The organism is Pseudoxanthomonas sp. YR558 (assembly GCF_900116385.1).
Taxonomy (GTDB): Bacteria; Pseudomonadota; Gammaproteobacteria; order Xanthomonadales; family Xanthomonadaceae; genus Pseudoxanthomonas_A.
The window spans coordinates 1,827,771-1,851,136 of the sequence record NZ_FPCI01000001.1 but is presented as its reverse complement, the minus strand read 5'-3'; the positions used below and the strand labels follow the sequence as shown (position 1 = coordinate 1,851,136).

The 23,366-nt window shown below is 65.1% G+C and carries 16 protein-coding genes; 3 read left to right on the top strand and 13 right to left on the bottom strand.

Features of this window, described 5'->3' with window-relative positions:
• Positions 1–189: 189 nt before the first annotated feature.
• Positions 190–3,111, bottom strand: a complete 2,922-nt coding sequence (locus BM365_RS08705; protein ID WP_158253529.1) for a bifunctional diguanylate cyclase/phosphodiesterase — start codon at positions 3,109–3,111, stop codon at positions 190–192.
• Between the two features lie 950 nt (positions 3,112–4,061).
• On the opposite strand from BM365_RS08705, the gene BM365_RS08700 reads away from it, so the two are divergent.
• Positions 4,062–5,105 (top strand): SDR family oxidoreductase, encoded by a 1,044-nt coding sequence (locus BM365_RS08700; protein WP_093488344.1) that lies wholly within the window; start codon positions 4,062–4,064, stop codon positions 5,103–5,105.
• Between the two features lie 19 nt (positions 5,106–5,124).
• On the opposite strand, the gene BM365_RS08695 is transcribed toward BM365_RS08700, so the two are convergent.
• Positions 5,125–6,825 (bottom strand): ABC1 kinase family protein, encoded by a 1,701-nt coding sequence (locus tag BM365_RS08695; RefSeq protein WP_093488342.1) that lies wholly within the window; start codon positions 6,823–6,825, stop codon positions 5,125–5,127.
• 116 nt (positions 6,826–6,941) lie between these two features.
• Here BM365_RS08695 and BM365_RS08690 point away from each other — a divergent pair, with 116 nt between their 5' ends.
• Complete coding sequence (locus BM365_RS08690) at positions 6,942–7,124, top strand: hypothetical protein (RefSeq protein ID WP_093488340.1); 183 nt, start codon at positions 6,942–6,944, stop codon at positions 7,122–7,124.
• 13 nt (positions 7,125–7,137) lie between these two features.
• Here BM365_RS08690 and BM365_RS08685 read toward each other — a convergent pair whose 3' ends face one another.
• The 6 genes from BM365_RS08685 to BM365_RS17995 all read right to left on the bottom strand — a co-directional run bounded on the left by BM365_RS08685 (position 7,138) and on the right by BM365_RS17995 (position 11,452).
• Positions 7,138–7,395, bottom strand: a complete 258-nt coding sequence (locus tag BM365_RS08685; RefSeq protein ID WP_093488338.1) for a hypothetical protein — start codon at positions 7,393–7,395, stop codon at positions 7,138–7,140.
• Between the two features lie 54 nt (positions 7,396–7,449).
• A complete protein-coding gene (locus BM365_RS08680) occupies positions 7,450–9,546 on the bottom strand; it encodes a catalase (protein ID WP_093488336.1) in 2,097 nt (698 codons plus the stop codon).
• A gap of 12 nt (positions 9,547–9,558) precedes the next feature.
• Positions 9,559–9,906: a thioredoxin family protein gene (locus BM365_RS08675; RefSeq protein ID WP_093488334.1), complete on the bottom strand. Its 348-nt coding sequence runs from the start codon at positions 9,904–9,906 to the stop codon at positions 9,559–9,561.
• Positions 9,903–10,304: a host attachment family protein gene (locus tag BM365_RS08670; protein WP_093488332.1), complete on the bottom strand. Its 402-nt coding sequence runs from the start codon at positions 10,302–10,304 to the stop codon at positions 9,903–9,905. Before BM365_RS08670 ends, BM365_RS08675 begins: the two co-directional genes overlap by 4 nt.
• A gap of 63 nt (positions 10,305–10,367) precedes the next feature.
• Complete coding sequence (locus BM365_RS08665; RefSeq protein ID WP_093488330.1) at positions 10,368–11,120, bottom strand: hypothetical protein; 753 nt, start codon at positions 11,118–11,120, stop codon at positions 10,368–10,370.
• A 167-nt stretch (positions 11,121–11,287) separates the two neighbouring features.
• Positions 11,288–11,452 (bottom strand): hypothetical protein, encoded by a 165-nt coding sequence (locus tag BM365_RS17995; protein WP_158253530.1) that lies wholly within the window; start codon positions 11,450–11,452, stop codon positions 11,288–11,290.
• Between the two features lie 413 nt (positions 11,453–11,865).
• Here BM365_RS17995 and BM365_RS08660 point away from each other — a divergent pair, with 413 nt between their 5' ends.
• On the top strand, positions 11,866–12,486 hold the full coding sequence (locus tag BM365_RS08660; protein WP_093489617.1) for a hypothetical protein: 621 nt from the start codon (positions 11,866–11,868) through the stop codon (positions 12,484–12,486).
• A gap of 39 nt (positions 12,487–12,525) precedes the next feature.
• On the opposite strand, the gene BM365_RS08655 is transcribed toward BM365_RS08660, so the two are convergent.
• The 5 genes from BM365_RS08655 to BM365_RS08635 all read right to left on the bottom strand — a co-directional run bounded on the left by BM365_RS08655 (position 12,526) and on the right by BM365_RS08635 (position 23,192).
• Positions 12,526–13,008 (bottom strand): DUF421 domain-containing protein, encoded by a 483-nt coding sequence (locus BM365_RS08655; protein WP_093489616.1) that lies wholly within the window; start codon positions 13,006–13,008, stop codon positions 12,526–12,528.
• Positions 13,009–13,036: 28 nt separating this feature from the next.
• On the bottom strand, positions 13,037–13,378 hold the full coding sequence (locus BM365_RS08650; protein WP_093488328.1) for a cupin domain-containing protein: 342 nt from the start codon (positions 13,376–13,378) through the stop codon (positions 13,037–13,039).
• 86 nt (positions 13,379–13,464) lie between these two features.
• The gene (locus tag BM365_RS18150) at positions 13,465–13,677 is read right to left on the bottom strand and encodes a tyrosine-type recombinase/integrase (RefSeq protein ID WP_233210911.1); all 213 of its coding nucleotides are present in this window, start codon (positions 13,675–13,677) and stop codon (positions 13,465–13,467) included.
• Between the two features lie 555 nt (positions 13,678–14,232).
• A complete protein-coding gene (locus BM365_RS08640) occupies positions 14,233–14,493 on the bottom strand; it encodes a hypothetical protein (protein ID WP_175502056.1) in 261 nt (86 codons plus the stop codon).
• The gene (locus BM365_RS08635; protein WP_093488326.1) at positions 14,490–23,192 is read right to left on the bottom strand and encodes a glycoside hydrolase family 94 protein; all 8,703 of its coding nucleotides are present in this window, start codon (positions 23,190–23,192) and stop codon (positions 14,490–14,492) included. The genes BM365_RS08640 and BM365_RS08635 overlap by 4 nt, the downstream gene beginning before the upstream one ends.
• Positions 23,193–23,366: the final 174 nt, after the last annotated feature.

Below are 23,366 nucleotides of genomic sequence, written 5' to 3'. Positions count from 1 at the left end.
ATCGGCGATGCGTCCCCCCCGCGCTTGGGAAACATCCGCAGGATGATCTCTCCACTAGTGTGGAAGGTTGTCTGCGCTGCGCTGGGACATTGGTAAGGAAGAAAGCATTGGCAGGCTCGCTATGCGGCTCTCATGCCGCCCGCCGGTGGCGTGACTTTCAATCGCTACCTCGCAGCAGATCGGACAACTTCATGCGGAAGGGAGGCGTCCCATCAGAGTATCCAAGGGTGCTGGCCGGCCGAGAAGGTAGCCTTGTGCCTGGTCGCACCCGTGCTGTTGTAGCCAATGGAACTCGCTTTCCACCTCGACGCCTTCCGCGATGACTTTCAGTCCGATGCCATGCGCCAGTTCGATCAGCGCCCTGCAGATCGCGGCATTGCGCTGGTCGCAGTGGACGTTGCGCACGAAGCTCCGATCCAGCTTCAGATAGTCCAAAGGAAGTTCGCGCAAGTAGGTCATGCTGGAGAAGCCGGTACCGAAGTCGTCGACCGAGATGCAGACATCCGCATCGCGCAGCGCCTCAAGCGAGCGACGCACTTCCTCCGGGCTTCGCATCATGGCGGTTTCGGTGATCTCCACATGGAAGCCGCGACCGTCGAGGCCGTGTTCACCTGCTACGCGGGTCAACCATTCCGCCACGCCCCCGGCTGACAACTGCTGTGCGGATACGTTGATCGCCACGGCAATGTCTCCATGCCCCTGCGCGCGCAGCTGCGCCCGTGCCCGGGCCGCCTGCTCGATAACCCAGCACCCGAGCGGCACGATCAGTCCGGATTCCTCCGCAAGTGGCACGAACGTGGCGGGCGAGACGTGGCCCCAACGTGGGCTGTGCCAGCGCAACAACGCTTCCGCGGCGACGACCTTGCCGGACGCGATATCCACGATAGGCTGCAAGTGGAGATCGAGCGTGCCTGCCGCGATCGCCGCACGCAGCCCTTCCACCATGGCGAGCCGATGCGCGGCGATTTCCGCCATCCCTTCGGAGTAAGCCACTTCCTTCTGGCCGGTCGCCCGCGATTCCAGCGCGGCAAGCGCCGCATGATCGACCACCTGTTCCGCCGGCGACGGATCGCCGGTAGCGGCGTGCGCGACGCCGAGTGACCCGTCCACGCGATAGCTGCCGCCTTCGAACTCGACGGGCAGGGACAATGCGTGCGCGATCGCGGCACAAAGGATGCCCGCCTGAGCGGCGTCTTTCGCCACCAGCACGAAGGCATCGGAGGGCACGTACGCGACCGGACCGTGGGCTGCGCCTATGCGTGCCAGGCGATCCGCGATGTCCGTCAGCAGGGTCAGGCCCAGCCGACGACCCAACGTGGGGGCGACGATCTCCAGGTCCCGCAGTTGCACGTAGACGACCGCGAAGGCCGCTGCCTGCTGCGCGCGCCAGGCATCAACCTCCGCCGTCAATGCACTCAGCTTCAGGAGGCCGATGGATTCTTCATGGGTTGCGCGCCACGCCAACAATCTCTCGTGCTCTACGCGCTCGGTTACATCCTCGGCAAGCACGAGCCTCGCAGTACGCCCATCGAAGACGATATCGCTGCTGTAGACCCTGACGAACAGGGTGCTGCCATCCTTCCGCCGGTGCACCCACACGCGACCGGGGTCGCCCCTGCCATTCAGGCGCATGGCATCGTCGATCACATCGGCACGCTCCTGCTCCGGCCTGATGTCGAGGATCGACATGGCCAGGAATTCCTCCGTCGTGAAGCCGTAGCGGTCAACCGCGGCTTGGTTGACCGCTAGAAAACGGAGCGTCGAGCCGTCAAATACCCAGAACGGCAAAGGATTGCGGTCAAACAACTCCCGGAACTGGCGTTCGGCGCGTTCCACCTGAGCGCTCGCTTCGCGACGCTCGGTGATATCGACGATCGTGCCCGTCATCAGTTGTCCGCCTTCATTCAGCCCCACCATCGCACCTGCAGCCTCGATCCAGCGGGTCTCTCCTGTGGGGAGCACCACGCGGTACTCGGACCGAAAGCTGCGCTGGTCGGCCAGTGCGTCCGAGAGTTGGACCTGAACAGGGTGGCGATCGTCCTCGTGCATGCGCGAAAAGAAGTCCTCGAGAGGAATGACCGCATCCCTCGGCGCGAAACCGAACAGCGAGGCCGCCTGCGCCGTCGCGCGCACGAGTTCCCTTTCGATGTCCAACGCCCACACCCCCGCGTGTGATGCGTCTTGCGCTTTGCTCAGCCAGTCGGCGTGCCGCAACAGCTCTGCCTGCGTCGCGACGCGGGCGCGCTCCGTCCTCTCCAGCGCGTACGTGTAGTAGAAGAAACCCGTCCAGTACACGAGCAGGAACAGAGCCACCGCGCCGCTGTAGTTCCACCAAGCGGCCAAGACTTCGCGCTCGGCAATGCCCACGGCGACGATGAAGGGATACTGGCTCGTCGAGGTGAAGCTGGCGCGGCGCTTCACGCCGTCCAATGGGCTGATCAACGTCGCCTGCGCGGTACCACCACGACCCAGCGACGGCACGTCCACGACCCGCCCGGTAAAGCGGTGGCTGTTGCCGGTGCGTGCGAGGATGCGGCCCCCTTCGTCGAGGATGACGGCGCTGCCCCACGTACCGATGTCGGCGCCTTCTAGCATGCGCGACAACTCGGATGTCCTCAGGCGGGCGGCCAGCACGTGGTGTTCCGGCGTCAGCAAATACAACGGAAGCACAGGCTCGCCGCGCCCGCCGGACTGAAGATCCCCCACCAGGAAGTCCCGGTCCTCGAATCTTGGCAGGGAGGCTGGCGCGGTATCGATGCTGACACCCACGCGTATCGGCGTGCCGTCGCGCGCATAGAGATCGATATCCTGGATCTCGGAATTACGCCCGATGACGCCGCGTATCTCGCTCGCGATATCCCACGGCCCGGCCGCGCCGCCCTGGGCTGCGAAACCGTCCGCCACGCTCGCCATGCCGCGTAGCGCGCGCTCGAGATTGCGGATCTCGTAGAAGAGCAACCGGTCTATGCCTTTTGCCACCCCCAGCGCACGCCGCTCCGCTGCCTCGATGCGCGTAGTGCGATCGTGATAGATGGCGGCCACCACGGCCACCGACAGCACCAGACCCAGAGCCACACCCAGCCGCCTCCATGAACGTCCGCCGGGATCCATGGTGCTTTCCCCTCTGGGTTCGAAAGCGCCGCCGGTTTGTCTTTTTCGTGATAGATCCATGACACGAAGAGAGGCTTCATGGTGGCGGGAAGCTAACTGAGAGTGCGCACGATCGGCGTGAAGCCCTCTTTCTTGAGTACGGCGGAACACCACCGTACTCCACGATAGCGGCATGCATCGGGGCGGCTTGATGGTCGGTTCCATCGCAACCCGAGAAACGGCCTCCGGGGCACCTCAGCTACCGTCGGCGCATCCGTACTGCGCGGATGCGCCCATCAACTGATACTCGCAACTCGGTTTCCGGCCGGAAATGGACATCCGCCTCCTCTGGTATCTAGCGCGCGCTTCGGCTGCTTCTTTTGACGCCGAATCTTGAGGTACGCTCCGTTGTGAACGGAGGTAGCTGGCCGATGAGCGTCGCGACCATTACGGAAAACGGGCACCAGGTCACAGTCCAGACCATCGAGAAGACCGATCACCTAGGCGCCACATACTGGCAAGGCCGCGCAATGTTTCGGGTTGCTGGCGAGCGAGCACGCGTTGACGTAATTACCTCCGCACGTCACCAGACGTCCAAGAGCGCCGAAGCCTCTGTGCTCGCTCTCGCGCGTAGAAACGGCTGGGGCGCTAGCTGAACGATTCAGACTGGTTGCGTGAGGCTCGTGTCAGGTCTTTAAGCCCTGGCCGTCTGGACCGCATGGATACCAACCCTGAGAGCAAACCTACATCAAGTAGATGAGGGGTACCTGATCTGACCCGCCAGCAGCCTTGTCGGACATGCAGTCCTTATCTTGAAGTTGGTTGGGCCCACCACGTTAGACCCCGTGCTCCGTCAACGTCGGCCTCAACGCCAATGCATGGGGAGCCACAAAGTACCTCTTGCGATGCGCGACGCTCTCGTGCACACGTGGGGATGTAAGCCGGCTGCGATCACATGCTGGCGACGCACGATGGCGCCATCATGGCATCGTCATCCGGAGGGCTACGCAATGGGAACCAGGAAGACCGCATCGAGGAAAAGTGCTTCGCCTTCGGCCGCGCAGAACACCGTCAAACGCCAACGCAAGCTGCAGAACGAGATTGACCGCAAGGACGTCGCCTCCAAGAAGAAGTCTCCAAAGAAGGCCATGCAGGCCGGCGTGCGAACTCAGCCGGTACACATGCCTGCGCAACATCTACGCAAGCCGGGTACTGAAGCGGACCTCGCGCTCGCTCCCGCGTTTGAGGCGCCGGATTACCGCGGTAGCGGCAAGCTGGAAGGCCTTACCGCAATCGTAACCGGAGCCGATTCTGGCATCGGCCGCGCCGTCGCCGTGCTGTTCGCGCGCGAGGGCGCGAATGTCGCTGTCCTATATCTCAACGAGCACGTCGATGCGAGGGAAACGGCACGCTGGATCGAGAAGGAAGGTCGCAACGCGCTGCTCATCCCCGGCGACGTCCGGGATTCCGCGTTCTGCAAGCGCGCCGCCGACAAAGTGGCGAAACAATTCGGCGGCATCGACGTGCTGGTGAACAACGCGGGATTCCAATTGCACGCCGAGCGGCTGGAAGACCTGACCGATGAACACCTTCAGGAAACCCTGCAGACCAACGTGGCGGGCTACATCCACATGGCCAGGGCGTGCCTGCCCCACATGGAGCGTGGCGCATCCATCGTCAACTGCGGCTCGGTCACCGGATTGTTCGGCAGCCCGCAGTTGATCGACTACTCCGCCACCAAGGGCGCCGTGCACGCCTTCACCAAGGCTTTGGCCGCCAACCTGCTAGAACGCGGCATCCGCGTGAATGCCGTCGCGCCCGGTCCGGTGTGGACGCCCTTCAATCCCGCCGACAAACCAGCCGACGAGGTCGCCGCGTTCGGCAAGGACAGTGCGATGGGACGCCCCGCGCAGCCGGAGGAACTGTCGCCGGCCTTCGTCTTCCTCGCGTCCCCGGTGATGTCGTCCTACGTCAACGGCATCGTCCTGCCGGTGATGGGCGGACCCAAGGGCTGAACGGAGCACACCATTCCCATCAGCGTGGCCCGCGCTCCTCGCGCGACCGCGCGCGGTGGTCGCTGAGCAGCGAGCTGACGATGATGCTGGCGCCCAGCGCCACGCCCAGCAGGAACAGCACCAGCGCCACCACGGGGTAGCCCCACAGCGTGTGCGATGACGGCACGCGCATCATCATCGCGGAGGCGAGGATCAACGAGGCCGTGATTACGCCCACCGAAATGCGGTTGGCGATCTTCTGCAGGTTCTCCATCAGCCGGGATTCCTCTAGGCCGGTGACCCGCATCTGGAAGCGGTTCTCCGCCACCAATGACAGGATGTCCGACAGCTTGCGCGGCCCATCGCGCAGCAAGGCCTGCACTTCCATCAGCTCGCTGGCCAGGCTCGGCGAGGACAACGACTTGCGCAGGCGCGCGCGCATCACGTGCTGCAACTGGTCTTCCACCACGCGCTGCGTGTCCAGGTCCGGTGCCAGCAGATGGCAAGCCGTGTCCAGATTGAGCAGCGTCTTGCCCAGCAGGCTGAGTTCCGGCGGTGGGCGCAACCCGCATTGGGTAGCGATCCGCACCAGATCCAGCACCACCCGGCCCTCCGACATCGAGGCCTGGTGCGCGCCGTAGCGCGCGATCAGCTGGCCGACTTCGCGCAGGAAGCGGGGCTCGTCGTAGTCCTCCAGCCGGATGCCGAGTGCGATGCACTCCTCAGCGACCTGCTCACCCCGCCCATCAACGGCGGCGAACAGGAGCTTGAGCAGGCGATCACGCTGGCGCGGCGGCACATTCGCCACCATCCCCAAGTCGAAAATAGCCAGGCGCCCGTCGTCGGTCACGCGCAGGTTGCCGGGGTGCGGATCGGCGTGGATCTCGCCGTGCACGAACACCTGGTCCAGATAGCCGCGCAGAAGATCTTCCGCGAGCGGCGTCATGCCCTGCTCGGTGCGGCGCAGACCGGAGATCTGGTCCACGCGCCGCCCATCGGCGAGTTCCATCGTCAGTACACGCTTGGCGGTATAGTCCCAGACGGGCGCGGGCACCCACAACTGTTTGAAGGGCGCCAGGTGGTTGCGAAAGCGTTCGAGATTCTCGGCTTCCGCCACGTAGTCCAGTTCGGCCGTCAGCGAACGGGCGAACTCGCCGAGCCATTCCGAGAAGCGCACGTGCCGGCCGACGTCGGTGAACCGGTCCGCCGTGCCGGTGATGCCGCGCAACAGCTCCAGATCCGCCATCAGCTGCTGCGCCACGCCGGGCCGCTGCACCTTGACGGCCACTTCCCGACCGTCGCGCAGCGTCGCCCGGTGGACCTGCGCCAGCGATGCGCATCCCAACGGTGCCTCGTCGAAACTCGCGTACGCCTTGCTGATGCGCACGCCCAGCGCCTGTTCCACCTGGTCGCGAATCACCTCGAACGACACAGGCGTAACCTTCTCCTGCATCCGCTCCAGCGCAGCGGCATAGGCCGCAGGTACCAGGTCCGGCCGGGTGGACAGCATCTGGCCGAGCTTCACGAATGTCGGGCCCAACGCTTCCAGTTCGTCGGCGAATTTCTCCGGGCTGCCGTCATCGGCGATCTCCTCGTCCAGCATCGTCGGTTCCAACGAGAGGCCGTTGAACACGCCCGACTTCCGATAGCGGAACAGGAAGCCGAGGATCGCCGCTCGTCGTGAGAGCCTGCTCTCTTCAGCGGCTGTCGAAGGCAGGGTGCGCGTGCTGGTTTCCGTCATGCAGCTGTTGTCGCCCGCAGGCAGTGAGTGCGAAGTGAATGCGAAAGGTCACGGCTCACGCCCTGCTCACCCGGCAAGGGTTGCAATCGCATCGGTCGATACCTTGGGTGAACCCGATGAGCCAGCCTCTTACGCACAAGCCCAACCCGCACAGCGACGGCGAGAAGGCGAACACGCCGGACAAGCATCGCAACGACAAGGCGCGCTGGAAGGAGCACGACCAACCCGAAGCACCTCGGAAAGATCGGCCCGACCCGGAGAAGGACTACCCGGATGCGCGCGAAGGCGTCCCGCGCTGACCGATAGCGCGCCTCAGAGCGGCGGCACGACCGGTCGCTCGCGTATCACGGTGGTCGGCGTCGCCGCATAGGTGTCGGCGAAGATCTGTTGCCGCTGCGCGATCGTGGCCAGCAACTCGTTGGAGCGTCGCTGCTCCTCGATCTGCCGCCGCAGCAGGCCCTTGATGCCGAATACCGCGAACGGCACCAGGATCCAGAGCACCGAGAGCACCAGGCCCAGTGCGAACAGGAAGAAACCCAGGAAGGTATAGCCAGCGGTCAGGTTTTCCATGTGCGAGTCCTCGATCTGTCGTGAGTGTCATGCGTGCGCGGACGTGCTACGCATCTAAGCCAATGTCCGCACCTTCTTCTCGCGATCCCACTGCCGGGTGCGCGCGGCGGCGATGAAGGCGTCGGTCAGGTCGGCATCGATCACCCCCGCATCGCGACCGATCCCCGCCGCTTTCACCAGCGCCTGCGCGCCGGCATCGACAGCGATCGCCTTCAGATGGCCGAACGCGTCGCGCACGAAATCAACGGCGGCCGCTTCCTTCGCCAGACGCTTGCCCGCCTCGGCACTCAGCAAGACCGCAATCGCGTCGAACACGACGGACGGGGTGCCGGCCAGCTGCCCGTCGGCGGGCAGCAACACGCCATCATCCAGGGTGGCGCCACCCACTCGAGGCGCCACGATCTTGACGGTGGCGCCTTCCCGCTCGATCGCCTTGCGCAGGGCCTTCACTGAACCCGCATCGGAGCCGTCGTCGACCAGCAGCCCCACGGCGCGCCCTTCCAGCGTGTTGCGCATGCGGTCGATGATGCGCAGCGCCGGGGAGGCCGGCAGATCCTTCGGTGCAACCGCGGCCGGCGGCGCTTCCGGCAGTCCGGCCATCCCGAGCCCGGCGCCCACGCGCTTTGCCAGCGCCGGGTCGATATGGCGCAGATGGCCGACGACCGCTTCCCGGACATGCGGCGCCTGTACCTTCGACAGCTCGAACACGAGCGCCGACGCGATATGCGCCTGCTCATGCGCGTTCTGGCTGCGGAAGAACAGGCGCGCCTGGCTGTAGTGGTCGGCGAAGGATTCGGGGCGCAGGCGCTGCTTTCCACCCGCTTCCACCGGCGTCGCATGGCTGCGGAATCCTGCCGGCGTTTCGCGCGGCGAGTCCGCCTGCAACGAGCTGGGCTCGTAGTTCACCCGTCCCTTCGGCACGGCCATCTGCATGTGACCGTCGCGCTGCAGATTGGCGAAGGGGCACTTCGGCGCATTGATCGGGATCTGATGGAAGTTGGGCCCGCCCAGCCGCGACAGCTGGGTATCCAGGTAGGAGAACAGCCGACCCTGCAGCAACGGATCGTCACTGAAGTCGATGCCGGGCACGATGTTGGCCGGACAGTACGCCACCTGTTCGGTCTCGGCGAAGAAGTTGTCGGGCCAGCGATCCAGCACCATGCGGCCGATGATCGTCAGCGGGACGGTTTCCTCCGGGATCAGCTTGGTCGGGTCGAGGTGGTCGAACGGGAACGCCTCCGCCTCTTCCTCGGTAAACAGCTGCACGCCCAGGTCCCATGCGGGGAACGCACCGGACTTGATCGCCTCGAACAGGTCCCTGCGGTGGAAATCGTTGTCGGCGGCCTGCAGTTTCACCGCCTCGTCCCAGACGGTGGACTGGATGCCCAGCACGGGCCGCCAGTGGAACTTGACGAACGTGGACGTTCCGGCGTCGTCCAGCAACCGGAAGCTGTGCACGCCGAACCCTTCGATGGTGCGCAGCGACCGCGGGATCGTGCGGTCGCTCATCGCCCACATGATCATGTGCATCGTTTCCGGCGTCAGCGACACGAAGTCCCAGAACGTGTCGTGCGCGCTGCCGGCCTGCGGGAAGCCGCGGTCCGGCTCCATCTTCACCGAGTGGACCACGTCGGGGAACTTCATCGCGTCCTGAATGAAGAACACCGGGATGTTGTTGCCCACCAGGTCCCAGTTGCCCTCGCTGGTGTAGAACTTGACGGCGAACCCGCGCACGTCACGCGGCGTATCCACCGAGCCCGCGCCGCCGGCGACGGTCGAGAAGCGGGTGAACACCGGCGTGCGCGCGCCCACTTCGGTCAACACCTTGGCGGTGGTGTACTTGGCCAGCGATTTCTTGAGTTCGAAGTAGCCGTGCGCGGCCGAGCCGCGTGCATGGACGATCCGCTCGGGGATGCGCTCGTGGTCGAAGTGGGTGATCTTCTCCCGGAGGATGAAGTCCTCCAGCAGCGTGGGGCCGCGCGGGGCGGCCCTCAAGGAATTCTGGTTGTCGGCGACGGGAATGCCCTGGTTGGTCGTCAGCGGAGGATGGCGGCCTCCCGCTTGATCGTGGCGTTCGTCGCCTGCGCCGCGGGCAGACGAGCGCGTCGCCGAGGTCTTGGATGCGGTCGTCGGCTTCTTCCGGGTGGCCATGGCGTCTCCGTTCTATCGGACAGGGGGCACGACGCGCGCGGACAGCGCGTCATCGAGGGAACTTAGGTCATCGAGCGTCGTGGGCCTCACGGCACGGGCAAGTTCCTTGCCCTGCTCCATGACAATGACCGTGGGCCAGAGCGTGACCCCGAACGATCTGCCCATCGGGCGTCCCTTGCCGTCTTCCACTTTGAGGTGGACGGCATCGGGATACTCACCAAGTAGATCGCGCAGCAACGGTTGGGCGGCATGGCAATGGCCGCACCAGGGCGCGCCGAACTCCAGTACGGCCAGGCCCGGTTCGCCGTCCAACCTGGACCGCAACGGTTCGCGCGTAGCGTAATGCGGCTGGTAGCTCATGGCCCGGCGATCGCGCGTTCGATGTTTTCCAGCGGCACGTTGGTGAGGTCCTTGCCCACTTCGGCGAGCAGGCGCTGCGTGGCCTCCTTGTGCAACAGCGGGCGAACGCGGCCCAACGTGGTCGGATCCGCCACCAGCACCAGATGTTCGTATTGCTGCTTGAGTGCGGCTTCGTTGAGACCATTGGCCAGTTGTTTGGCAAACGTGGCCTCGTCGAGCTGCCGGCTCGTCGACTCCCCCGGCATGCTGCGGGCAGGCCCGTCGTCGTTCATGTTCATCAGTTCGAGCAGATCGTACTGGTGCAACGACACCGCACCCTGCTCGCCCCGATTGCGGAACACCCGCGCGCCCTCGCCATCGGCGACCACGACCAGCGCGTCCAGCGGTAATGACGTCATGTCGTCCTCCTCGTCGATAGTCCGACGCCGCCCCCACACTGGGAGGCGGCGACGTTCCCCTCATCAGTGCGGGCGCTGGCGATCCAGCGTGAATGCATCGGCGACCGCGTGCTTGGCGCGCTCCCAGGTCAGGCGCGAAGAGCCCTTGAACCGGTCCCAACCACGCTCCAGATCCGACGCGAGGCTGTCGTCCCAGTCGCGGTCGGCGTACTCGCCGCGCGCATAGGTGCCGTAGCGATACGCAGGGCGGTAATCGTCGTACTCGTCGCCTTCCTTGCGGTAATCGGCGGCTTCGAAGCGGCGGGAATACGTGTCGTCGCTCCAGGCGTAGGCGTTGTAGGTGCGGTCTGCACGCTCCCACGCATCCTGCGCGGCAGGACGTGCACGATCCCAGTCAAGGCGCGAGTCGCCGCGGTCGGCATCCCACCGGGCCTGCAAGCGACGCTCGGCGTCTTCCCATGATTCATTGGGGTATTCGCCTCGCGCCACAGCGCCGGCCTGATAGACGCCCGCATAATCGCGCTGGAAGTCGTGCTCGCCCGTGTAGTACGGCCGCGTCGGGGCGGTAGTGCGCCAATACTCGACCTCGCCGGTGGGATCGATGCGCTCGGCGACGCCTTTTCCAGCTGCCGCGCCCGCGATGGTGCCCGCCGCGGCGCCGATCAGCGTGCCGATCGGTCCGAATACCGTGCCCGCCAGCGCACCGGCGGCCACGCCGCCTGCTACGCCACCTACGCCGACACCGACCGGGTGCGAGCCCGGTGCGCCGGTGATGGGGTCCCTGTTTGCATCTCGCTGAGAAGTATCGCGTGCCATGTGCGTGTCCTTTGGGGCTGACGGCATGCATCGGCATGCCGGGAGGGGTATGAGGTGTGTTCGCTTCGCGCTGGCGCCGTAGCGCCCCGCGGGTGGTTCGGTGTGTGCGAGAGCCTCGCTGTGCGGCACGAGCGAGGAAGACTTCGCCTCCTCGCTGCGGCGTGCGCTCAGACGTCGTCGCGATCGTCGCGCGGCTTCTGCTGCGGGGTGCCCTGCGGCCTCTGCTGGCCCTGCTGCTCATCCTTGCCGCGATTGTGCTGCGTGCCCTGCGTGGTCTGGCCCTGGTTGCGACCGGGCGTCTGCTGCTTGTCGTCTTGTGTCTGATTCGGCATGTCGGTGTTCCTGATGGACGCGATCTCATGTGATCGCGAAGCCACTCTGCGCCGTTGCATGTGAGCGCGGAATGCACGCTGAGTTAATGAAGATCGACTTCACTGAACTCACTTTTCGTCGACAAAGCTTCACATCACTACGGGCATTGCATCGCGCGATGCTTGGACACGCGCTTTTGGATCGTGAGATTCAGGTCGCTGCGACGACGAGCGCATGCAACGCGATATCCACGACCGCCTAATCGCGTCCAACCTCTTGCTGTGCGGTCGCGCTAAGTCGCGAAATGTCTGCATGGACGAAACACGCACCACGCCTGCTTAGCTTGGTGAAGTCGACGCTCACGATGCGCTCACACGGAGTTCGCGACGTCAGCGCTATCAAGTATGTTCTTTCCAACGTGAGGATGAGCGCCATGGCACGCGCCGGCAAAATCAGTTCAGACCAGGTCCACGAGTTGCTCCTGCAAGCGCTGGAGACCGAGCGTGGCGGTATCCAGATCTACACCGCCGCCATCAAGGCCGCCGTTAACAAGGACCTGAAGAAGGAATGGGGCGAATACCTGGAGGAGACCCGCACCCACGAGCAGGTGCTGACGCGCGTCTTCGAACAACTGGAGATGGACACCGAGGAGATGTCGCCCGGGCGCGAGGTCGTGGCGCACATGGGCGCCTCGCTGGTCCGCGCGATCGAGATGGCCATGCAGAAGGGCGACAAGGCTGGTGCAGAGCTCGTCGCGGCCGAGTGCGTGGTGCTGGCCGAAACCAAGGATCACCAGAACTGGGAGCTCATCGGCAAAGTGGTGGAACACGACCGCACCCTGGCCAAGATCCTGGAGCCGGCCTACAAGGCGGTCGAAAGCGACGAGGACCACCATCTCTACCACACGATGGGATGGTGCCGGGAGTTGTGGATCCAGGCCCTTGGCATGCCCGCAGTGCTGCCGCCGCCGGAAGAGGTCAAGAAAGTGGAAACCGCCATTGGCGCGTCGCGTGCCGAGCAGAGCCGCGACGAGATGCTGGGTCGCAAGCATTGAAGCTGCTGGGCGACCGGCATTGATCCGGCGCGGGGGCGGTCAGCGATCGCCCTTGCTGCCGATGAAGGTGATCTCGCCCGAGGTTTCCAGGACCGCCAGCTCCACATCGGCGAGCGTCGCGTAACCGGCAGACCGTCGCGCGATGGCGAAATCCTGTTCGCTCACCGCCTGTCGCTGCAACTCGTCGCGGAACAGCTCGCCGTGCCGCATCAGGATGACCGGCCGACCTTCCACCCAGCGGTCGAAGCGCCGGCTTCTGGCGGAAAGCCGCCCTACCGCCCAGTTCATCGCCAACAGGGTCGCGGCGAGGATCAGCCCACCGAGCAGCGAGGTGTCGCTGCCGATGAGGGAGTTCTGTACCGCCGTGCCCAGCAGCACCACGACCAGCAGGTCGAAGGGCGTGAACTGTCCGATGGTGCGCTTTCCGGTGACGCGAACCATCAGCAGCACCGCGACATACACCGCGACCGCCCTGAGGACGAATTCCCACCATGGCATGCCGAGTTCGAACAGGCTTCGCACTACGCCGGTCATTTCGCCGCACCTTTCTTCACGGCCGGCCCGCGGCGCGTTCGTTGCCGGCGGCCGTGTAGGCAGGCGGAGCGTAGAAGTTGACCGTCTTAAGCGGCGTGCGCCCGGTCGCCCTGATCTCGTGCACTTCGCCCCGCTCGATCAGCAGCAGACTGCCGGGTTTGAGGACCCGTCGCGCGCCCTCCACGATGGCGAGGCCATTGCCCGCCATCACGAACAACCACTGGTCTGCACCCCGGTGACAGTTGTGCGGCCCGCCCTCGCGGCCGCCCGGCGGGATCACCATTTGCGCGGCCTGGACGCCATGGCATGTGAAGATGGGCAGGAAGCCCTTGCCCATGCGGAGATGTCGGGATTTCATTGGCTCACGTCAGGACGGATGCAGTTCAAGCTTGCGACGGATTGCGTCAGGATCCTGTGAGCGCGAGGGCGCTTTCTTTCGACGAACTATGCTTCGGTTTGCTCAGCGAGCAGCAGGGCGTCGTCCACCTCCACGCCAAGGTAGCGGACGGTACTCTCAATCTTGTTGTGCCCAAGCAACAGTTGGACAGCACGCAGGTTCTTGGTCCGTTGATAGATGAGTGATGCCTTGGTGCGACGCATGGAGTGCGTGCCGTAGTTCACGGGATCCAGATCGATGCTTGAGACCCAGGCCTTCACTAGACGGGCCTACTGGCGCGTAGACAGATGAGGAGAGCCACGCTGACCGCCTGGAAAGAGGTGATCGTCTAGCCCGAGCTTTTGGCTATCGATCCATGTAGCCAAGGCCTCTCTGGTCTGTTGAGTGATCTCGAACTGTACGGGATGCTTCGTCTTCCGTTGGATGACGCATCCTCGAGTACCAATGTGGGAGCCATGTGCAACGTCACGGACGCGTAGTCCAACCAGATCGCACGCCCGAAGCCTGCTATCGATTGCGAGATCAAAGAGTGCGAGCTGACGCTTATCCCCCTTCAGCTGAAGCCGGACCCTGACTGACCAGATTTCCTTAAGCTTGAGTGGCGCCTTCTGGCCGACGATCTTGCCAAGGTTCCAAGCCGGCCAAGCCGGCCAAGCCGGCCGAGCCGGAGAGTGATTGGTGAAGCCCTTCATAGCTGTCTCCTATTCCCGGATGGGAAGGAGAGGCTCAAGTTGCCTATGTGTTTTAGTCGTTATGAACCCGCGGGGTGGTCAGCCGTGGCAGCTTCCGACCCAAAGCGGACATCGAGGCCCGGTCTACAGGGGCTGGCGGCCAGCAGGATCTGCGTCAGTGTTGATGGCGGCTCCCGGTAACCCGAACACATGTGTCTTGAGCATGAGATCCAGGCGTCCCTGCACGTACGGGATATCTTCATCAGCAGCCTGATCGAGAATCTCTTTCGCGAGCGCATTGAACTGAGGCCAGAACTGGGCTTCATGTCGGAGATGCCGCAGCCAGTGCGGCATCATGGCCGCCAGTCGATCCAGTTCCGCATCGAGCTGCGCACGAGGTTTCATATCGGCGCGCGGGACCAGCTCGCTTCCACCCGATGCACGTTGCCGTCGTCCACGAGTGCGAAACGCAATCCTGCCTGTTCGACGCCATCGAGTTGTAGCGTGGTAGCGCCGGCATCCTGTTGCTTGACGGAGATGACGTAGAGGCTGGATCCGAAGCGGTAGCGCAGTTCGTATTCCGTCCATTCGCGTGGCAGGCAGGGATGCAGTGCCAACTCGCCCCCGATGCGCTGCAAGCCCAGCAACGACTCGGTCAGCAGGCGATACATCCAGCCGGCCGAGCCGGTGTACCAGGTCCAGCCGCCACGACCGACGTGCGGTGCCACGCCATAGACATCGGCCGCGAGCACGTACGGTTCCACCTTGTAGAGCGCGGTGGCATCCGAATCCTGCGCATGATTGATTGGGTTGATCATGCGTGCCAGCTCCCAGGCTCGCTCCGTGTCGCCTTGATGCGCGAACGCCATCGCGGCCCACACTGCGGCATGCGTGTACTGACCCCCGTTCTCACGCACGCCCGGCACGTAGCCGCGGATATAGCCGGGATCTTTCGAGGTCTTGTCGAAGGGAGGGTCGAGTAGTTGGATCAGCCCCGCCTCCCGCTTCACGAGATGGCGATCTAGTGACGCCATCGCCTGCCGAGCGCGCACAGGATCCGCGGCCCCCGACAACACCGACCAGCTCTGCGAGATGGAGTCGATTCGGCATTCATCGCTCTGGCTGGAGCCCAGCGGCGTGCCATCATCGAACCAAGCGCGCCGATACCATTGGCCATCCCAGGCATGGGCTTCCAGATTCACCCGCAAGCGTTCGGCGTGCTCTGTGCATTCGTCGGCGAATGCCTCATCGCCGCGCACGCGCGCCACGTCGACGAAACGCTGCAGCGTGTCGTAGAGGAAGAAGCCGAGCCACACGCTTTCGCCGCGGCCTGCCTCGCCGACACGATTCATGCCGTCGTTCCAGTCGCCGGTGCCGATCAGTGGCAGACCCCGTTCGCCAAGCAGGCTGCAACCGCGCCGCAAGGCCAGTACGCAATGCTGGTAGAACGATTGCCGCAGATGTGAGGTCGCCGGCATGTCGTAGTAGGACTCTTCGTCGGCGTTGACCGCTCGGCCGTCGACGAAGCCGACCTGCTCGTCCAGCACGCTGGCGTCACCGGTCACCTGCACGTAGCGCGATGCCGCGAGTGGCAGCCACAGGTAGTCATCCGAGCAGCGCGTGCGTACCCCGCGCCCCTGGGGCGGATGCCACCAGTGCAGCACGTCGCCTTGCGGGAACTGGTGGGCCGCGCACAGCAACAGGTGCGCACGGGTCAACGCCGGATCGGCGTGCAGCGTGGCCATGGTGTCCTGCAACTGGTCACGGAAGCCGAACGCCCCACCGGACTGGTAGTAGCCACTGCGCGCCACATAGCGGCAAGCAAGGGTCTGGTACATCAGCCAGCCGTTCACCAACGCATCGACGGCGGGTTCCGGCGTGCTGACCTGCACGCAGGTCAGCAGTCCACGCCAGTGGATGCGTACGATGTCCAGCGCATCGTGTGCCCGCTGCGTGCCTTGAACACGGCGGGCCAGATACAGGGCATCCTCGTAATCCTTTCCCATGCCAAGACGGAACACCGTTTCGGACGCCTCGCCATCGAGCAGCGACATCGGCACCTGGATGGCGGCGCACGGATCGAGCCCGACGCCCAGGCGGCCGGACAATCCCTCGCGCTGGAGCGCTGCGGGATCGGCCATGCTGCCGTTACGGCCCAGGAACTCAGTGCGGTCGCTCGTGAAGCTGCAGCCGCTGGCATCGGTATCGAAGAACGCGACGCGGCCGCCGAACTCGGTGTTGTACGGGTTGCGGGCCGTCAGCACGCCGCTGGCGGCATCCTGCGCGGTGATGATGTGCATCTGTGATTTGACTCGCAGGTCGCCCAGCACCCATTCCACGTAACCGGTGGCCGAGAGGCGGCGTGCGCGTCCGGACAGGTTCCGGAGCTTCAGTACCGAGTACTTGACCGCATCCTCGACGGCCACATACACCCACAGTTCGCTGGCGATTCCATTTTCGATGTGCTCGTAGACGCTGTAGCCGAAGCCATGGCGAGTCCGGTACGCCCCACGGCCCCGACGTGGCAATGGCAGTGGCGACCATACGTAACCCGTGTCTTCGTCGCGCAGGTAGAACGCCTCGCCACCACTGTCGACAACGGGGTCGTTGTGCCAGGGCGTGAGGCGGAACTCATGCGCATTCTCGAACCACGTGTATCCCGCCATGCTCTCGCTGACCACCGTGCCAAACCGGTCGTTGGCCAGTACGTTGGACCACGGCGCCGGTGTCGCCCCCCCTTCTCGGGTGATGATCACGTACTCACGGCCATCGGCGGCGAATGCGCCGGTGCCGTTGTCGTGAACGAAGGTGCTGGCCACGGCCTCGAACGGCCAGGGGTCGTTCTCTTCGTCGATGTCCGCCGGCGATGGCAGCCCGGTCGATGCCTCCAGTGCGGGAAGCTCGACATGATCCTCCTGGGGACCTTCGGTCAACAGGGGCGGCATGATCCGTCCGGCAGGCTCGCGACGACCGATCTGTGCAGCCAGCGAACCCTGCTGATCGCTGATGATGACGCGCGCTACGGACTGCAGCAGGATGCGGTCTTCCTGCGACATCTGCTGACCCGGCCGCACGAAGATGCCGCCTGGCCGATCCAGCACGTTCGCCTCCGGATCGGCCGAGATCATGCCCAGGATGAGATCCTGCAACTGCTGCCGGTAGCCGGCCTGGCTCTCGTTCCAGATCACCAGGTCCGCACGCAGTCCTTTGAGGCGCCAATAGGCGTGCGCCTGCACCATCTGCCGCACCAGTTCGATGTTGTCGGCATCCGAGATCTGGAGCAGCGCGATGGGTAGGTCGCCCGAGATGGCGTGACCCCAGAGCCCGGACTGGCCACGCTGGTTCTGCAGCAGGACGTCGGCGTCTGCGCGCAGTAGCGGGTGGGCATAGACGATCAGCCCGGCCAACCTTTCGTAGAGCTGCGCATCGGCCTGCGATGCATTGATCTGGCGGCGGACGACCTGGCTGTGCGTCCAAGCCAGGTCGAAGACGCGGTCGGCGAGCCGGCGATCGCGGTACTTGTCGATCAGTCCGGCGCACGCTTCGCGGTCCACGCCCACGCCATGGACCATGTCGATCATTGCCGTCTGACCCGGCGCCAGCTCGATCCGGCAACGGATGGCCACGATCGGGTCCAGTACGGAGCCCTCGCTGTCGGACAGCGCGTCCTGCTCCGTCAATGCCGCCGGCGTGCGCGGCGTGTTGCCGCGACCGAGGAAACGCGCGCGATCGGTTTCGTATGAGATCGCATCGATATCCGCGTCATGCACCGCCACCAGGTGGAACATCCATGGCGGTATCTCGCCGTGCGCGCGTGGTCGGCGTGTGCACAACAGCGCCTGTTTCTCGCGCAGGATCTCCGACTGCACGAACAGATTGCTGAACGCTGGATGCAATTCGTCCGCGATGGCCGGCGCCAGCACCACCTCGGCATAGGTCGTGATCTCGATGGTGCGTGTCCGCCGGCTCCGGTTGCTCAGGCGCAGGCGGCGCAGTTCGATGTCGTCTTCGGCGGAGATGGCGATCTCCAGGTGGGTCTCATAGCCGCGTTTGCGTCCCCGGAACTCGACCTTGGCATCGGAGAAGATCGCTTCGTACTGCTCCACGGGCGCGCATGCCGGCTGCAGCGACGTGGACCAGAATTCTCCGCTCTCCACGTCCCGCAGGTAGCAGAAGTTGCCCCAGTGATCGCGCGTGCCGTCTTCGCGCCAGCGCGTGACCGCCATGTCGCGGTGGCGGCTGTATCCGCCGCCGGCGCTGGTGACCAGGCCGTGGTAGCGCCCGTTGGAGAGCAGTTGCACCGCCGTACGCGACATGCTCGGGTTGCGGAAGATGCGCAACTGCGTCTCGGCGTCGGTAGGCGCGGCGCGTGTGCCCAGCGTCTCCGCCTCGTGCGGATGGAACACGCCGGTATGCGGGATGCGCTCCTGAAGCAGCAGCAGGGTCGCCTGGAACTCGGCATCGGCCACGAAGCGCCGCTGCATCGGCTGCTGTCGCAGCAGATGGAGGAGCGAGAGAAACCCCATGCCTTGGTGATGCGCCATGAAGGAGCGCACCACCACGTAGTCTTGACCGGGTGGAACGCGTGCAGGCGTGTAGTCGATGGCCTCATACAACCCGAAGTGCCCACCGAAGCCGAGGGCGGCCAGTCGCTGCAGGTTCTGGCAGGCGGCTTCCGGCGCCACCATCAACGCCATCATCGTGGCGTAAGGCGCGATGACCAGGTCCTGGCCCAACCCGCGCTTCAGGCCCAGTCCCGGTACGCCGAAGGCGCGGTACTGGTAGTTCATGCGCGCGTCGACGGTGTTGTAGCCCGATTCGGAGATGCCCCATGGCACGTCATGGCGCTCGCCGTGCTGGATCTGGGCTTCCACCGCATGCCGGGAGGTCTGGTCCAGCAACGTGTCCGGGTAGCTGGGCATCACCAGTTGCGGCATCAGGTACTCGAACATGGAGCCGCTCCATGAGAGCAGCGTCGCATCGCCGTTGACCTCGGTCAGCAGGCGGCCCAGCGCAAACCAGCTTTCCTGCGGCAACTGTCCCTGCGCGATCGCCACGAAGCTGCACAGGCGAGCCTCCGAGGCCAGCAGGTCGTAGAGCCCGTTGTCCAGGCGGTGTTCGTCCACGTTGTAGCCGATCACCAACAGGTGGCGCGCGCAGTCGTAGAGGAACTCGTATTCCATCAGCGAGAACTGGCCGGCAATGTGCGCCAGGCGTTCGAGTTGGTGGATCCGTTCCCGTGCGCGCCGGGTCGCAAGCGCACCGGCAGGGCCGTCCTGCAGCTCGCGCAGGGTGGGCAGGTGATCGCCGGCCCATGCGTCGGCATCGGGTAGCAGGAACTGAAGCTCCGCGTGCGCCGACCTGCAGCCCTCGACGAGCGCGGTCGGCCAATGGTGCTGATGGATCTGTTCGGGATCGGCCGCAGGCCAAGCCGCGGCGATGGCTTCCGCATGCACCACCAGGCGCGCCAGCATGCGTTCGGCATCGCTGGCGGTCGATGGCGGTTTCCATTGGGCCTGCATCAGCACTGTCCGGAATTCGATCACCGCCAACGACAACGCGTCGTCATCGGACGGCGTGTCCGCAACGGCATCCTCCAGCACGGCCAGGGTGTCGGCCAGTCCGTTGAACGTGGCAGGCAACAGGACGGGGGCATCCGCCATGGCCAGCAGGCCCTGTCGCAAGGTCAACAGATGTCCGGCCAGGTTGCCGCTGTCGACCGTGGAAATGTAGGCCGGCGGCAGCGGCTGCAGGGTTTCGGTGTCGTACCAGTTGTAGAAGTGCCCGCGATGGCGGGGCAGCATCTCCAGTGTGTCGAACGCGAGGCGGGTGCGCTCCATCACACCGCCCGCCTGCAGGTAGCCGAAATCGTAGGCCGCCAGGTTGGCCAAGAGCGACAAGCCGATGTTGGTCGGCGAGGTGCGTCTCGCCACTACCAGCGCCGGATGCTCTTGCACGTTGTCGGGCGGCAGCCAGTGATCCTCTGCGCGCACGTAGGTTTCGAAGAAGGCCCACGTGCGTCGCGACAGCTTTCCAAGGAACGCCAATTGCGGTGCGGACAGCTTGTCCGTCCGCCGGTCCGGCGGGCGGCCAAGCCAGGCCATCAGCACCGGCGACAGCAGCCAGAGCAACAGCAAGGGCGTGGCCACCCACAGTGCGGCCGGCTGTTTCATCACCAGCAGTGCGGCGACGGCGGCCGAGATCAGCGGTGCCGGCGCCATGCTGTAGAGCTCCGCGCTCACGCCGCTACCGAGACTGCGCTCGACTTCGCTGGACGGATTCCACTGCAACAGGTGCCGTCGCGAGACCACGAGGCGCCAGAGCGTGCGCAGGACCGCACCCAGACTGAAAAAAGCCTCGTAGGGCAGGCAGGCCACATTGACGACCGCTCGCCAGAGTTGTCTCAGGCAGGATTTACCCACCTGGACCAGGTGGGTTTCCAGTGGCATGTCCACCGGCAGGGCGACCACCTCCCGCAGCGCTGGAAGCAGCACGGGCAGGGCCCACAGGCTCAGCAGCCACGCGGTCCAGGCGAGCGGGTCCGGCGAGAACAGCCAGCCCAGCACCAGCAGCATGAAGGTGGCCGCCGGCACCAAACTGCGGCGCAGGTTGTCGAGCAGCTTGCCGCGCGAGAGCCAGGACAGCGGATTGCGCTCGAACCCGACGTCGCGGCGCGGCACCCACGGCAACAACCAGGGCAACAGCTGCCAATCGCCCCGGATCCACCGGTAGCGACGCTTGACGTCAGCCGCGTAGCGCGACGGATAATCCTCGAACAGGCGCACATCGCTGACCAGGCCGGCACGCGTGTAGCACCCTTCCAGCAGGTCGTGGCTGAGGATGTGGTTGTCGGGAAAGCGGTCCGCGAGCGCGTGCTCGAACGCATCCACATCGTAGATGCCCTTGCCGACGAAGGATCCTTCGCCGAACAGGTCCTGGTAGACGTCCGACACCGTGCGCGTGTAGGGATCGATGCCGGGCTCACTGCCGAACATGCGCGCATAGCGCGAACTCGGCCGCCCGCTGAGGCTGGTACCTACGCTGGGCTGGAGGATGCCGTAGCCGCGGACCACGCGCCGCCGCCGCGGGTCGAACACGGCCTGATTGAGCGGATGCGAGAGCGTGCCGGCGAACTCGCGTGCGGCGTCGCGCGGCAGTTTGGTGTCGGTGTCCAGCGTGATTACGTAGCGCACCTGCGCGAGCACGCCGATGTTGCCGCTCACCTGCAGGAAGTCTTCTCCCAGCCCGCCCCGCAGCAGCCGGTTCAATGCCGCCAGCTTGCCGCGTTTGCGTTCGTAGCCCATCCAGCGCCGTTCGCGCGGATTCCACAGGCGCGGTCGATGGAACAGGAAGAACAGGTCGCCGCCGCCTTCGTCGGCGCGTTCCGGCGCATACCGGCGATTGAGCTGTTCGATCCGGTGTACGGCATGGGCCAGCAGCGCGGCGTCGCCTGGCAGTGATGCGTCGTCCGCATCCAGGAAATCGGTGAGCAGGGCAAAGTGCAGGTGGCGGTCGCGGTTGGCCAGGAAGCGTACTTCCAGTGCTTCGATCAGACTGTCCACCCCCTCCACGCTGCCGAGCATGCTGGGGACCACCACCAGCGTGCGTGCCGTCGCCGGGATGCCTTTGGAGAAATCCATTCGGGGCAGTGGTCGGGGTGGCACCAGCAACGTTGCTGCCCAATTGACCAGGGCGATACCGAGCTCGCTGAAGGCAAGCAGCGCCAGCATGGCAGGCAACCAGAGCGGCACTCCCTGTAAGGATGATCCCGCCGTCAGCAGGCCATGGGTGAACACGCCGATGATGCTGGCGATCGGGAGCAGATAGATCGCCAGCGGAATCCTGCGCGGACGCAGGCGGACCCGCCGCGCGCCGGGTAACGAGGCGGTCACCGCTGCCTGCGTGTGGCGGACGCCATCGTCCACCAGATAGAAGCCGACGTGTGCCTGGTAATGGCCCGGCGCGGTCGTGGCGGCGGCCTGTGCCAACTGCAGCGCGATCTCCGCCACCGCATCCTCACCGACATTCGCGAGCCGAGCAATCTTCTCCACCACGTGCCGGTAGCTGTCGCGGGTGCTGAAATCCATCAGCGCGTACGTGCGTGCCGGGTCCGCACGGAGCGTGCGCTCGACCACGCTCATGTCTTCGACGAACTCACGCCAGTCCATATTGGCCAGGAAACGCAGGCTGCCGATGCTGTTGCTGATCGACACCTGGTCCGCGGCCTGCTGCTGGCTCTCCAGATGCACCAGCTCCTCGATGCGCAGGCCGCCGTCTGCCGCCCATTGCTCCAGCCAGGTGATCGGCATGGAGAACACGCCGCCACGTCCCTGCAGTCCCCGTGTCAGCTCGGAAACGAACGCGCCGCTCAGCGGCGGATCCGACCGCGCCATGTCGGCGATGACCAGCACCACGTCCTTGGGATTCTCTGCCGCCGTCCGGTTGAGCTGGGCAGCCCAATCGCTGGCCAAGCGGTGATCGTCGCCGTCGCGCATGACGCGCACCGCCATACGACGCAGGTTGTCGATCAGCGCCAGCCGCAACATGATCGGAATCGCCCACAACTCGCCGAGCTTCAGCGGCGTGATGGACTGGTAGGCGGCGAAGAAGCGGCGCAGCGTTTCCGCGTCGATGCGACCATCGCCGTGCGCGATGGCTTCCAGCGACAGGTCATACACGCGTGGCAGGCCGCTCGATGGCCCTTGGCTCAGCGACGGGAGCTGCCGGCTGTAGCCTTTCGGCAAGTGCCGGCGTGCGGTGACGATCTGCTCTTCGACCAGATAGTAGTTGTCCAGCAACCACTCGCCGGCTGGCGTTATACGCATGTCGTCCTGCACCATCCGCGTCAGCAGCGCGCAGACATCATCCAGCAGGCCCTCGTTCTCGGTCAGTCGATTCAGCAGGCGCTCCGGCCCTGCATGCGCGCGCAACCGGTGCGTGCGCGCCAGCGCACGTCCATGCAGTTCCATCTGCTCGACGTTGAAGAGCTGCGCCCGCAATGGCGCTTCTGCGCCCAGCGGTTTCTGGATCGCGGCGCGGCGCCAGCGCCACAGACGCCGACGCAGGCGTAACCAGTGGCTGAAGACTCTCCAGACCTGGGGCATCGGAAATCCTGTGGGGGCGGCTGACCGACGTGGACCCCATCCTTGCACGCACATCAGGAGGTGGATGTGAAGGACGCGGTTGCGCCAGTCCTTCAACGGAGCGCAGCTGGCACAAGCGCTGCATACGACCATTCGTCGAACCTGCACGCATGCGCGGTGCGCACCGAACGAAAA

What these genes read in the sequence shown, in the direction of transcription:
- BM365_RS08650 (WP_093488328.1), bottom strand. Translation starts at nt 13,378, where the DNA reads ATGAAATCCCGACATCTCCGCATGGGCAAGGGCTTCCTGCCCATCTTC.
- BM365_RS08670 (WP_093488332.1), bottom strand. Translation starts at nt 10,304, where the DNA reads ATGACGTCATTACCGCTGGACGCGCTGGTCGTGGTCGCCGATGGCGAG.
- BM365_RS08705 (WP_158253529.1), bottom strand. Translation starts at nt 3,111, where the DNA reads ATGGATCCCGGCGGACGTTCATGGAGGCGGCTGGGTGTGGCTCTGGGT.
- BM365_RS08640 (WP_175502056.1), bottom strand. Translation starts at nt 14,493, where the DNA reads ATGAAACCTCGTGCGCAGCTCGATGCGGAACTGGATCGACTGGCGGCC.
- BM365_RS08635 (WP_093488326.1), bottom strand. Translation starts at nt 23,192, where the DNA reads ATGCCCCAGGTCTGGAGAGTCTTCAGCCACTGGTTACGCCTGCGTCGG.
- BM365_RS08685 (WP_093488338.1), bottom strand. Translation starts at nt 7,395, where the DNA reads ATGGAAAACCTGACCGCTGGCTATACCTTCCTGGGTTTCTTCCTGTTC.
- BM365_RS17995 (WP_158253530.1), bottom strand. Translation starts at nt 11,452, where the DNA reads ATGCCGAATCAGACACAAGACGACAAGCAGCAGACGCCCGGTCGCAAC.
- BM365_RS08700 (WP_093488344.1), top strand. Translation starts at nt 4,062, where the DNA reads ATGGCGCCATCATGGCATCGTCATCCGGAGGGCTACGCAATGGGAACC.
- BM365_RS08660 (WP_093489617.1), top strand. Translation starts at nt 11,866, where the DNA reads ATGGCACGCGCCGGCAAAATCAGTTCAGACCAGGTCCACGAGTTGCTC.
- BM365_RS08680 (WP_093488336.1), bottom strand. Translation starts at nt 9,546, where the DNA reads ATGGCCACCCGGAAGAAGCCGACGACCGCATCCAAGACCTCGGCGACG.
- BM365_RS08665 (WP_093488330.1), bottom strand. Translation starts at nt 11,120, where the DNA reads ATGGCACGCGATACTTCTCAGCGAGATGCAAACAGGGACCCCATCACC.
- BM365_RS08690 (WP_093488340.1), top strand. Translation starts at nt 6,942, where the DNA reads ATGAGCCAGCCTCTTACGCACAAGCCCAACCCGCACAGCGACGGCGAG.
- BM365_RS08675 (WP_093488334.1), bottom strand. Translation starts at nt 9,906, where the DNA reads ATGAGCTACCAGCCGCATTACGCTACGCGCGAACCGTTGCGGTCCAGG.
- BM365_RS08695 (WP_093488342.1), bottom strand. Translation starts at nt 6,825, where the DNA reads ATGACGGAAACCAGCACGCGCACCCTGCCTTCGACAGCCGCTGAAGAG.